Raw genomic sequence first — 13,173 nt, 5'->3', positions numbered from 1 at the left:
GTCACTCGTTGGCTTAACTGACCTGCCGGACACACATCGAGTTGGAGTCGCCGCTTCCGTTGGCGAGCTCATTTTTCTATGAATCGACGTCTCGCCGAAACAGAAGTTCGGCCGCCTCATTGGGGCTGCGCCGATCGCCGAAATCAGGGGCGACCAGGATCCGGGAACGAGGATGAACCCCGTCATTCCCCATTGCGATTTTTCTTCGGCGGCGGGGGCGGAACGTCCTCTCCAAAGGTCCTCTTGTGGCGGAGCATATGATGATAGTGTTGTGCGAAGCGGTGGGCCTCGTCACGGGCATATTGGAGCAGCCGTAGGGCAAAGGAGCGGCGGCTCAGAACGATCGGATCGGACCGTCCGGGAAGGTAGATCTCCTCCTCACGCTTGGCCAGGGAAATCACCGTGGGAGGGACGACCTTCAAAGCTTCAAAGGCGTCGAGTGCGGCATTGAGTTGTCCTTTGCCGCCATCGATCAGGAAGATGTCTGGGAACGGCTCGTCACGTTCTTGGAGTCCGAGGATTCGACGGCTCACGACCTCTCGGATCGATGCGTAGTCGTCGATGCCCTTGACGCTCTTGATCTTGTAGCGGCGATAGCCGGGCTTAAAGGGTAGGCCGTCGATGAACGTGACCAGCGAACCGACCGTTTCGGTCCCTCCCAGATGGGCGATATCGACACAGTCGATCGTCCGCGGGATCGAGTCCAGCTTAAGCACGTTCTTGAGGCCCTTCAAGCCCTTACGCGGGTCGACGTAGAAGACTTCCGGTTGAGCGTGCTTGGCGAGATCGCCTCGGAGGTTCAGGGTCTCGAGGGCCTTGATCTCGTCGCGGAGTCGCGCGGCCTTTTCAAACTGGAGCGCCTTGCTCGCCTCGCGCATCTCGTCGGCCAATTCCTTGAGGACGACGTCTTTCTTGCCATCGAGAAAGAGCCGGAGCCGGCGAATGTCGGTGCGATAGGCATCCTTGTCGATTCTGAGGTTGCACGGGGCGGTACATTGATCGATCGAGTGGAGCAAGCAGGGGCGAAACCAGCGCCACCGAGGGTCGCCTTCCTCGATATCCAGCGAGCAGGTCCGGAATTTGAAGATTCGCTGCAAGACCTGGATCGCCCCTCGAAGGCTCTTGGCCCTTGGAAACGGGCCGTAAAGCTTGACGTTGCGGTCCTGCGGCTCGCGTGTGAAATTGACTCGGGGGAAATCCTCGCCCGTGGTGATCTGGAGATACGGAAAGGACTTATCGTCCTTCAGATCCTGATTGTGCTTCGGCTGAATATCCTTGATGAGCCGCGCTTCGAGGAGAAGGGCATCGACCTCGCTATCCGCGACCAGGTAGTCGATATCGACGACCTCGCCGATCCAATCGCAGATTCGCTTATCGGTTTCGGCCGTCTTTTGGAAGTAGGAGCCCGCGCGGCTCCTCAGGTTTTTGGCCTTGCCGAGGTAGATGACACGCCCCTGCGCATCCTTCATGACATACACGCCCGGCGTCGTCGGAAACGTGCGAACCTTCTGGGCCGGGCTGGCCGTCGCGGAACTCGGCTCTTCAGACATAGCGGCCTCGGGGGTCCGACCCCTCGATTTCCATGGGGTCGGAGGGGATCAAGACCTGCAGCTTCCTCGCCTTTTAGGTCTTAAGAACGTCCTGAATGTATTGTTCGATTGCCTTGGAGATTCCGTCAAGCCGCTGGAACGTCTTCTCCTTGATTCGCTCGAGCGGTTCGGTCCCTGAGGTGTCGGTTCGCGCGAAGAGGTAGAACTTGATCTTGGGCTCGGTCCCCGACGGGCGAACGGCCACTCGCGTGCCCGGTTCCTTGGCGTGAAAGATGAGTAAATCGCCGGAGGGCTGGGGCAGGGGGCGTGGCTTCTCCGACCCAGCGACGGACCGGATCTCATGCATCTTGTAGTCGTAGACCTCGGCCAGTTCCACGCCTCCCAGTTGCTTGGGCGGGTTTTCGCGGAAGGCCGCCATCAGAGTCTTGATCTGAGTGGCTCCTTCCCGTCCCTCGAGAGTCTTGTTGATGAGCTTCTCGGCGTAGTGGCCCACGTCGTGATAAAGGCTGTCGAGGTACTCGAGGACGGTCTGCTTGCGGTCTTTCACCGTGGCCGCGAGTTCGGCGAACAGCAGTGCCGCGACGGCTGCATCCTTGTCGCGGACGTGGTCCCCCTTCAAGTAGCCGTGCGACTCCTCGAAACCGAACAGGAAACCGGCCGGTCCGACTTCATCGATCCGCTGACCGATCCATTTGAATCCGACGAGCAAGTCATCCTCGACGCGAACCCCCTCGCGCTGGGCCAGGGCCCGAGCCATCTGGGTGGTGACCATAGTCGTGACCAGATAGTGGTCTGCCCGGAGTCGCCCCGTCGCCTTCGTCTGCTTCATGACGAAGGCCGCGAGAAGCACCCCGATCTTGTTCCCATCGAGAGTCGTCCAGTCTCCCTTGGGATCGCCCGACACGGGGACGGCCACACCGATCCGGTCGGCGTCCGGGTCGCTGCCCAGGACCAATTCTGCCCCCGTCGCCTTGGCCTCGGCAATCGAAGCCTCGAGCGTCTTGGGGATCTCGGGGTTGGAAACATGTCCGGGGATATTGGGGAAGTCGCCGTCGGGCGTGCGTTGCGAGGCCAGAATGTTCACTTGCGTGAACCCTGCCTTGGAGAGGGCGGCTGCGACCGAAGTTTCGCCCACTCCATGCATGGGGGTATAGACGATCGCGATGTCTCGCGCGGGGCTGACCGACTCGCCGACAACGGCCGCGATGTAGCCCTCGTCGACTTCTGCGCCGACCAGGACGATCGAGCCGTCGGCGATTCCCTCGTCGAAGGGCTTCTCGGGAATCTCACGGTCAGAGGCTTCCCGCACGCACTCGATGATTCCTTCATCGTCGGGCGGAATCACTTGCCCCCCGTTCGCGGCGTAACACTTGAAGCCGTTGTCCGAGGGGGCATTGTGCGATGCCGTGATCATAATCCCGGCATCGCACTTGAGGTCGCGGACCGCGAAGGAGAGTAAGGGAGTGGAGCGTGGCTCAGGGAACAGGTAGACCTTGAAGCCCGCGGCCGCAAGGACTCGGGCGCAGAGCTGAGCGAACTCCGGGGAATTATGTCGGGTGTCTCGAGCGATGGCGCAGGAGTACGACTGAGCGCGATCCGCCCCTTGGCGTTTGATGATGTAGTCGGCCAGGCCGCGAGCGCTTTCGGCCATCGTCCGCTCGTTCAGGACGTTGGTGCCAACCGGATACATCTTTCCGCGCCGGCCACCGGTGCCGAACTCGAGAACGGCGTAAAACGCGTCGTCGAGCGTCTTCCAGTGACCGGCCTGAATATCGTCGAGGAGTCGAGGGCGGTACTTCTCGAAGGGGGGCTCGGTTAACCAACGGCGGATATTGGCGGCCGCCGATGCCGAGACGAGCCCTTGGGATTCGGCCTGGGCGATTCGCTCGAGGACATCATGGGCCGACGGCATGAAACAATCTCCGGATGCGGTGCGCGAGGTGAATTTCAGGTCCGGCTCGGGAGCGTCTTGAAGACGTTGCGGCCGGGTCATCAGGGTGCCCGGCCGAGCCGGATCTTCAAGCTATCTCGATTGCGCCAGGGCTGCAAGTCATGAAGCCAACCCTGGCCGACTTGGGCCCTCCACAGCGCCCCAAACACGCTCTTTTCTCGTGACAATCCGACGATACTTCCAAGCCCACCCGGTCGTCATAACCTGAATCTTTAGAGAAGTTTCCGTATTTTCTTGTCGGCGTCTTAGCTTGTAAAAAACGGCAGATTGTAAGTTCGGGAGTTCGCTCTGAGAAAGATCTCCCAGGCCGCGAACTCTGGGCGTCAAGATGGCTTTTCCAGAATTGTGGTCTGCGCCCGACCCTAAGCTGAGGTGTGAAGGCAACTTCCAGTTGCCAGGGGGCTCGATCGCAAAATGGGAAGCCGTGTTGGCACGTTGATTGCCTATAGATACATCGCCAAGCCGACAGCGACCGATGCCCACCAAGATATTTTTCCTCAAGTCGGAACGGCCCCAAATGCAGCCTTCTCCTCGGTGAGAGAAGGTCGTCATCAAGACCGAATGCCCCGCGATGGATGGGGGGCGTTTTCCGATAGGCTCCGATAGGCATGGAGGTCCGCATGACTCGGCCCAAGTTTCGTCGAACCCTGCGGCTTGAGAATCTGGAATCCCGAGAGCTTATGGCCGCTGGTGGGCCGACGTCTCAGCAACAGTACATGCTCGAACTCTTGAACCTCGCTCGAACCAATCCCGCCTCGATCGCTGACCGGGTCACCACGGATCTCGACTTCAACGTTCAAGCCACGATCAAGCATTACCAGGTCGACCTCAACCAGGTGCGATCGGCCATCTCCGCCGCTCCCGTCAAGCCGCCCCTCGCCTGGAACTCGAAACTCGCCAGCGCCGCTCAAGGCCACAGCCAGGACCAGGCCGACTCGGGAATCCAGTCGCACAATGGTTCCGATGGCTCGACCATTCCCGACCGCCTCGATCGCGTCGGCTATGGTAACCGCACGACGGCCGGCGAGAACGCTTTTGCATACTCCACTTCGGTTGACGAAGCGATGGAAGCGTTCATGATCGACTGGGGTGTCGACTCCGCCGGTCATCGCAACAATATTCTTCAGCCTGAGACGCCTCAGGAGAACGTCTACCGCGAAGTCGGGATCGGCATCGTCAACACCAAGGCTCCGTCGCCCGTGGGACCCATCGTCATCACGCAGAACTTCGGAGCCCAGGCCGGTGCCAAAGCGCAGGTGCTCGGTGTCGCCTACAACGACCCGAACCACAAGGATTTCTACGAACCTGGCCAGGGACGCGGCGATGTGACTATCGACGCCGTCAATGAGGCGACGGGACAAAAGGTCTCCGTCCAGACCTGGGATTCCGGCGGCTACCAGATCCCGCTCGATCCAGGTAACTATACGGTCACGGCCCGCGTCGGCGATCAGGTGGTTCGGTCTCAGAACGTGAACGTCAATAACGTGAACGTCAAGATCGACTTCGACCTCAGCAACCCCTGGCAGCTCACGCCCCCCGTCACGAAGACGCTTTCCGCGGTAGCTCCCGCCACGCCTCCCGCCAACACCATGCTTCAGAGCACCACCTCCACGCCAGTGCAAGCGGCACCCGTCGACGCTCCCAAAGCCGAGTCGGCGCCCGTTGTCGTGGTGGCCGCGAAGCCGGTGAAGTCCGAAGTCGCGCCCGTGGCTGTCGAGGCCCCGAAGTCTGAGGTCGTACAGGCTGACGTCCAGACCGACCACAAGCCGGTGGCTCCTCCCACCGCCGATGACTCCTCATTCACCTCGAACTGGACCTCCTGGAAAGCCAAGAAGTCCGCGGTGTAAGACCTCTTTCGATCACTGTCTGTCGACCGAAGAACCCCACTCGTGGCACCCGCCCGCGAGTGGGGTTCTTCGTTTGATATCCCCTCGGTTCGATCACCGGACAAGCTCGTCATCCTATCGTAACCAAGCGTGCATGCTTGGTTGCGGCCAGAGGATCGAACCGAGGCCCGTCTCGCATGATTTGCAGGCACGCATGCATGCCGGGTCGTCGTTCGGAAAGATCGATCCACGGTTCACGACGCGTGCATCGGACAGCCTCAACGTCCGGATGGGTTGTCTTCATTCTTCATGAAGCCCCAGTTAGCTGATCGTCCCACCGCCCAGACTTCCAAACCAGGACTCGCAGTCGAGACTGCGAGCCACCCGGATCGGGGGGGGCAATACCCGAGACGATCGCGTCGCCATGGAGGCTCCAGCGGGCCTGGCCATGGGCGCGATTCCATTTTGACACCTGAAGGGCCCATAAGGGCCAGGTAAGCTGGCCGGTGCCCTGAATCGAACATAAGAACGATTATCAGACGCAGCATCTCGGTTAGGGTCCGCTCCTCCCCGGATCGGACTTCGGAATTGACGGTCAAGGCATCCCTGGGCCGTCGCCGCCTCTTCACGAGATCCGTCCCCGGCGATAGTCTTGAGATGAGCCAGGGATCTGCAACCGGGATCGATTCGAGGATGGCCGTGGTCACTTTTCTCGCACTGATGGTGAGCGTCGCGACGGGCATCACCATGGCCGCGGATCGAGAGCCGATCGAGATCCGGATTCCGCTCGCCAAGTCACGCGAGCTCGACGTCGGCGAGTTGGTTGCCAAGATCTCGTCCCTGACAGGAGTCCGAGTCAGGCCACCCGTGGGCAAGCTCTTCCTGCCGGTGGCCGGCGTTGGCGGTAGCTTGTCGCGGACGACACTCACGGCGATCCTTGGGGATGACGCCCAGCTCGAGGTCGATCAAGGAGTGCTCTTGGTCCGGCTCGCGCCGCGCGTACTCGACCCCGATCGACTACCAGGGTGGACGGAGTCGGTGCGGCGACTCGCCGAACACGTCGATCGTGAGGCAAAGCGGCGAGCGAAGTATGGAATGCGCGCGCTGAAGTCGTACCGTCCCAACGATCCGCATCGGCCCACCATTTGTCTCGTTCATGGGCTGAACTCCTCCTCGGGAGGGTTCGTCCACATGATCACGCCCCTCGAGGAGGCGGGCTACGGGCTGGTCGTCTACGACTATCCCTATAACCGGAATCTGACCGAGACTTCCGCCCAGTTTGCCGGGGACTGGCAGGCGTTTCGGCGTTCGGTGGGTGAGACGCTTCCCTGGGCGATCGTCGCCCACTCCATGGGAGCTCTGGTGGCGCGCTCGTACGTGGAAGATCCTGCGTCGCCGGTGAAGGAGTTCTCTACCTTGATCATGGTCGCGCCGGTGAACCAAGGGTCGAGCCTGGCCAAGGCGCAGACGTTCCTGCAACTCTTGAACGGCGTGCAGGCGATTCAGAACAAGAAGACGACTGAAGCGCTGGCCCACCTGGGTGATGGGCTTGGCGAAGCTGCGGAGGATTTAACTCCCGGCAGTCGGTTCCTGACCGCGCTGAATCGACGGCCCCGGCGGGCCGGGGTTCCTTATCATATCGTGGCGGGTGATTCTGGGATTGTATCGCCCGAGGCCCGGCGGACGGTTGAGGGGCGGATCAATGCAATGCGGAAAGAGCGGGGGCTCTTGGGTGGCCTGACCCGACTCGCCACAGCCGACCTCTCCACCCGGCTCGACGAGGTCAGCGACGGGTTCGGCGACGGCTGTGTCTCGGTGGCGAGCAGCCGACTCCCGGGGGTCACCGATCACGTCGTCCTTCATGCCAATCACGCGGAGCTGATCCGAGCCCCCTTGCTTTTCGCCGACCCCGGGCCGGTCGCTTGCATGCCCAACCTCTTGCGATGGCTCGACGAGAGTCGATCCCAGTTGAATGATGCAAACCGAGCCCGATAAGGTGATCACAACGAACCGCCAGGGGCTTGGGAACCGCGTGACCATTCGTTACTCTTGTGCAGCGGCCAAGCACGGTCGCCGGCAGCGGCAGGTCCATCCCTTGGTTTAAGATCCGCCCACACCTTACAAGATCAGGTGTCTTGCATGACGAGTACGGCCGACTTCGGTGAGACGGTAGGGACCGCCAAGGTGGGGCATCCGTCGGGGCTCTACGTGCTGTTCGGCGCGGAGATGTGGGAGCGGTTCAGCTACTACGGATGCGAGCCCTCCTGGTGCTTTATCTCATGAAGCACCTGGACTACTCAGAAAACGACGCCTACGCCTTATACGGGACCTACACGGGCCTCGTCTATTTGACTCCCTTGCTGGGAGGCTACCTGGCCGATCGGTTCCTTGGTCAGCGCAAGGCAATCTTGATCGGTGGATCACTGATGGCGTTGGGCCACTTCGCGATGGCCATCGAATCATTGCTCACCTTGGCCCTCGGGTTAATCATTCTGGGCAATGGGTTCTTCAAGCCCAATATCTCCACGATGGTCGGTCAACTCTATCCGCAGAATGATCCGCGACGCGACGGTGCCTACACGATCTTCTACATGGGGATCAACCTTGGGGCATTCTTCGCCCCCTTGGTATGCGGCTCGCTGGGCGAAAGCGAGCGCTTCGGATGGCACTACGGGTTCGCGGCTGCCGGTATCGGGATGATCCTCGGTCTGATCACATTTACCGTGAAACAAAGGGCACTGGGGACAACCGGTTACCCACCGAATCGGTCCGAGAGTGCCGAGCATCGCTTGTTCGCGATCGATTGGGTTCACATCGTTCTATTGACTCTTGTGGGTGCAGGCCTCGTTTATCTGGCGATCCTTCCCGCAAAAGCAATCGAACAATGGAGCCCCACCCGGGGTTGGTGGTTCGTTCTCGGTTACTGGATCCTCTTGGCGTTCGCGATGATTGGCATTACGGGCCTCTTGACCCGTCAGCGAACACCGGCGAGTACGGGTGGTGCATCGGGAATTCCGGAACGACCATTCCAGAGTTCGGAAACGCTTGTCGAAGCGAACCGAATCAAGGAGCCGTTTACCAGCGCCGACGTGCAGCGATTGATCGTGATTGTGATCGTCGCCCTGTTCTCCATTCTCTTCTGGATGGGATTCGAGCAGGCGGGAGGGACTTTTACCTCCTTCGCCGATCAAAAAACATCACGAGTGATCTTCGGGAAGCCGTTTCCCACGTCCTGGTATCAGTCGATCAATCCCTTGCTGATTTTCATCCTGGCACCGCTCTTCTCGATCCTCTGGACCACCCTGGATCGGACGAAGCTGGCGCTAGGCGCAACGGCCAAGATGGGCTTCGGCCTGATCTTTCTCGGACTCGGGTTCGTGGTCATGTCCAGGGCCGATCACCGAGCTGCGGGAGGGAGTCTCGTCGGCCCTCAGTGGCTGGCGTTTGTTTATGCCTTGAATACGCTGGGTGAGCTCTGTCTTTCGCCGATCGGTCTTTCCTTGGTCAACAAGCTTGCCCCGGCGCGGATTGCCTCGTTGATGATGGCGGTCTGGTTCATGTGCACGGCGTTGGCCAATTTTTTCGCGGGCATGCTCCACCAATGGTTGGAACACTCGAACATCGATCTCTGGACGTTCTTGATCGGCACCTCGATCATCCCAGGAATCATCCTGCTGGCGTTGACTCCCGTCCTGAAACGGATGGGGCACGGCCGGATCTGAATCGAAAAATGGGAGGACAATTCGTGATGCGACCCCTGTTAGGCATCCTGGCGATCCTGATGTTGACAACCCCACTTCTGGCAGCAGGCCGGCCCATGACGATCGACGACCTCCTCGCCGTGAAGTCGGTCTCCGACCCTCAGGTTTCGCCGGACGGCCATTGGGTCGTTTACGTGGTCTCCGAACTCGATCGGGCGACCGATAAGACGAATAGTGATCTCTGGCTCGTCTCCACCGGCGGCGGGGATCCCAAGCGACTCACCACGGCACCTGGGTCCGATAATCATCCGCGATGGAGCCCCGACGGCAAGACAATCGCCTTCACATCGACCCGAGGAGGTTCGTCCCAGGTCTGGCTCTTGCCGATTGATGGAGGCGAGGCCCGACCGCTCACGAAGCTGCCGATCGATGTGGCGGGCCCGATCTGGTCGCCCAAGGGTGATCAAATCGCCTTCGCCGCCGAGGTCTATCCCGGCAAAACGCCGGACGAGACGGCCGCGAAGGACAAGGAGAAAGAGGCCAGCAAGAGCAAGGCCCTGGTGTTCGACCGGCTGATGATCCGCCATTGGAGCACGTGGGACACCGGGAAACGGAACCATGTCTTCCTGGCCGATGTGAAGACGGGCGAGGCTGTCGACCTGACTCCGAAGCTCGAGGTGAATGCCCCCCCTGCCCCCTTCGGTGGATCCGAGGAGTATGTCTTCTCACCCGATGGAAAAGAGCTTGCGTTTACTGCCGAGCCTCTCAAGGATCATGCCTGGTCGACGAACACCGACATCTGGATTGTTCCCACCAGCGGTGGCGAGCCCAAAAATCTCACGGCCGCGAATCCAGGAGGTGACACGCAGCCCTCATTCTCACCGGACGGGACGCGGATCGCCTATCTGAGCCAGGCTCGGGCTGGCTTCGAGTCCGACCTGTGGGTTCTCACGGTCCGCAACCGGGAAGACTGGTCGGTTGAATACAAGAGCCAGGCCCTCGATCAGCCGGTTCTCTCGTATCAATGGGGGACGGGCCGTTCTCACGAGCGAACGTTCGAAGGCCAAATCTTCGCGGTGGTCGATGATCGAGGGACCGAGTCGATCCTCCAGTTTGACTTCGCCGCACCTGCGAAAGCGGAGCCTCATAGCCAGGTGCGGGTCAAAGGGGGAATCAACACGGCGGTCCAGTACGCTCAGCCCGAGAAGGAACTCGTTTTCCTCCGCGGCGATGCCGCCCATCCCAACGAGATCTACAAGGCGAAGTCGGATGGCAGCGGACTGACCCAACTCACGAACCATAACGGCCCCCTGCTCTCCCCGCTCGACCTGGCGAAGGCCGAGCCATTCCAGTTCTCGGGAGCAGATGGTGACAAAGTCAGCGGCTGGTTGATCCGACCCCCGGGCTTCGATCCCCAGCAGAAATACCCGGTCCTGTTCCTGATCCATGGCGGTCCGCAAGGCGCGTGGCATGACGAATGGCATGCCCGCTGGAACTACGCCATGTTCGCAGCGCCCGGCTACGCGGTCGTGGCGATCAACCCGCGCGGATCGACCGGTTACGGCCAGAAATTTACCGATCAGATCAGCCAGGACTGGACTGGCCGGGTTTACGATGACCTGATGTTGGGGCTCGACCACGCCCTCAAGACCTACCCGTTCCTTGATGCCTCACGGATGGCGGCGGCCGGCGGTTCTTACGGCGGTTTCATGGTCAACTGGATCGCCGGGCATTCCGATCGCTTCAAGGCCTTGATCAGCCACGCGGGCGTCTTCGACCTGACCAGCAAGTATGGCACCACCGAGGAACTCTGGTTTCCCGAGTGGGAGTTCGGCGGAACGCCTTGGGACAAACCCGAGCACTACCGCGACCGCTCTCCCAGCACGTTCGTGAAGAATTTCAAAACACCGACCCTCGTCATCCATGGCGCACTCGACTACCGAGTTCCCGACGCCCAAGGCCTCGGAATGTTCACCGCTCTCCAACGCCAGGGCATCGCCAGCCGCTATCTCTTCTTCCCCGACGCAGGCCACTGGATCGTCAAACCGGCCAATCGCATCGTCTGGTGGCGTGAGATCCAGGAATGGCTCGCCGATCATCTCAAGAATTGATGAACGCACTTTATCTCCATCAGGCATGAATGAGTCCAGAACTATAAGCCGCGGGCATCGCCCGCACTCTCAAGAGACGAGTCGAGATTGATGGCGAACACGCAAGCCGAACTTCGACCCATTGCCGACGTGGCCCACGACCTTGGGATCGCAAGGGACCACCTTGAGCCCTACGGCAGCGATAAGGCCAAGATCCAGCTGGAAGCGCTCACCTGCGCGGAGCGTCCTCCTGGTAAGCTGATCCTCGTCTCCGCGATTACGCCAACTCCGGCGGGCGAGGGTAAGACGACCGTCTCGATTGGCCTCGCGCAAGGGCTCAAAAAGATCGGACGACGGGCGGCCCTCGCCTTGAGACAGCCCTCAATGGGACCAGTCTTCGGCCGAAAAGGGGGCGCGACAGGGGGAGGCGCCAGTCGTCTTGAACCGTCGAATAAGATCAACCTCCAGTTCACCGGTGACTTTCACGCGATCACGGCCGCACATAATCTCCTGGCCGCGGCGATCGACAATCGACTCCACTTCGAAGACTCGGTGCTCGACCCCAGGAGCGTGCTCTGGAAGCGGGCGCTCGACGTCAACGACCGGAGTCTGCGGCGCGTCATCATCGGGCTGGGCGGCCCTGGAAACGGAGTTCCTCGCGAATCCGGTTTCGACATCACGGCCGCCAGCGAGATCATGGCCATTCTCTGCCTGGCCGACTCTCCCGCCGACCTTCGGGCGCGGCTCGATCGAATCCTGATCGGATATACCGGAGAGGGCCGCCCCGTCCTGGCGGGCGAGATGGGAGTCACCGGCTCCCTGGCGGCGATCCTCAACGAGGCGATCCTTCCCAACCTGGTCCAGTCGCGCGAAGGGACCCCTGCCTTTGTTCATGGCGGTCCGTTTGCCAACATTGCTCACGGCTGCAACTCCATCCTCGCAACCCGGATGGCCCTCGCGTTCGCCGACTACGCCGTGACCGAGGCCGGCTTTGCCTTCGACCTCGGCGGCGAAAAGTTCTTCGACCTGAAGTGCCGCGCGGCCGGCCTGAACCCTTCGGCCATCGTCATCGTCGCCACGATCCGTGCTCTCAAAATGCACGGAGGACTTGCCCTCGACGCATTGACAGTTCCCGATCCCTCAGCCGTCGAACGAGGGCTAGAGAACCTGGCCGCCCACCTCGATAGCGCGGTTCACTTCGGCAAGCCGACCATCGTCGCGATCAATCAGTTTGCCTCCGACTCGCCCGATGAGCTCGAGGTCGTCCACGCGTATTGTCGCAGCCGGAAGATCGCCAGCTCCACGGCCAACGTCTTCGGCGCGGGAGGTGACGGTGCCACCGACCTGGCGGAGATCGTGGTCGCGGCCACTCAGGGACGTCCGACCCCCTATCTGCCGCTCTATCCGCTCGAGTGGTCCGCGGAGCGGAAGATCGAGCGGATCGCGAAGGTCATGTACGGTGCCGATGGTGTGAACATCCTTCCCGGTGCCGAAGCCAAATTCCGCAAGGCGCGAAAGCTCGGTTACGGTTCCCTGCCCCTCTGCATGGCCAAAACCCAGGATTCGCTTTCGGACAATCCCAAACTTCGTGGTCGCCCCAAGGGGTTCACCCTCACCGTCCGCGACGTAGAAATCGCCGCCGGAGCCGGCTTCCTGGTCGCCTTGACCGGAGAGATCGTTCGGATGCCCGGTCTCCCGGAGCGGCCCGCCGCCGAACGGATCGACGTCGACTCCTCAGGAGAGATTACGGGGCTGTCTTAATCCTTGTTCCCGCCCTGGTTGTGTTCGAGAGATAGCGGGCGGGCGCACCGCCCGCTCTTTTTTGATCTGAGATGGGTAGCAAAGGCCCATGGCTTGAGCCCCCCTCCGAACCGTGCGGACGGTTCACCTACATACGCCTCTCCGATTGATGAGCTTACTTCGGTTGCACTCCCAGAATTCGAACGCTTTATCTGCTCGTCGAAGCTCGAAAATCCCTCCCCGCGCGGGATCGCCCAGGCACCCCCAGATTGCCGCCCACCCTAGAATGGCGGCAACCCGTCGGTGATTGATCCT

The 13,173-nt window shown here is 61.0% G+C and carries 6 protein-coding genes and 1 pseudogene; 5 read left to right on the top strand and 2 right to left on the bottom strand.

The genetic code is table 11. The features are described from left to right. Window positions 1-182 precede the first annotated feature (182 nt). Complete coding sequence (locus tag V5E97_RS16595; RefSeq protein ID WP_406700408.1) at window positions 183-1,550, bottom strand: excinuclease ABC subunit UvrC; 1,368 nt, start codon at window positions 1,548-1,550, stop codon at window positions 183-185. Window positions 1,551-1,623: 73 nt separating this feature from the next. Then, window positions 1,624-3,462 carry a phospho-sugar mutase gene (locus V5E97_RS16590; protein ID WP_406700407.1) on the bottom strand — a complete coding sequence of 613 codons (1,839 nt, stop codon included), beginning with the start codon at window positions 3,460-3,462 and terminating at the stop codon, window positions 1,624-1,626. 659 nt (window positions 3,463-4,121) lie between these two features. Here V5E97_RS16590 and V5E97_RS16585 point away from each other — a divergent pair. The 5 genes and pseudogenes from V5E97_RS16585 (at window position 4,122) to V5E97_RS16560 (ending at window position 12,879) form a co-directional block, all read left to right on the top strand. After that, complete coding sequence (locus V5E97_RS16585) at window positions 4,122-5,348, top strand: CAP domain-containing protein (RefSeq protein WP_406700406.1); 1,227 nt, start codon at window positions 4,122-4,124, stop codon at window positions 5,346-5,348. 672 nt (window positions 5,349-6,020) lie between these two features. Then, window positions 6,021-7,322, top strand: coding sequence for an alpha/beta hydrolase (locus tag V5E97_RS16580; RefSeq protein ID WP_406700405.1), 1,302 nt, complete (start codon window positions 6,021-6,023; stop codon window positions 7,320-7,322). A 144-nt stretch (window positions 7,323-7,466) separates the two neighbouring features. Beyond that, window positions 7,467-9,049: pseudogene (locus V5E97_RS16570) on the top strand (peptide MFS transporter). Between the two features lie 26 nt (window positions 9,050-9,075). Further along, window positions 9,076-11,139 carry a S9 family peptidase gene (locus tag V5E97_RS16565; RefSeq protein WP_406700402.1) on the top strand — a complete coding sequence of 688 codons (2,064 nt, stop codon included), beginning with the start codon at window positions 9,076-9,078 and terminating at the stop codon, window positions 11,137-11,139. 90 nt (window positions 11,140-11,229) lie between these two features. Beyond that, window positions 11,230-12,879 (top strand): formate--tetrahydrofolate ligase, encoded by a 1,650-nt coding sequence (locus V5E97_RS16560; protein ID WP_406700401.1) that lies wholly within the window; start codon window positions 11,230-11,232, stop codon window positions 12,877-12,879. The last annotated feature ends 294 nt before the right edge of the window (window positions 12,880-13,173 follow it).

The organism is Singulisphaera photorubra, from assembly GCF_045290345.1.
Classification (GTDB): Bacteria; Planctomycetota; Planctomycetia; order Isosphaerales; family Isosphaeraceae; genus Singulisphaera.
The sequence above is the reverse complement of the archived record's forward strand: the minus strand, read 5'-3'. Positions and strand labels throughout refer to the sequence as shown.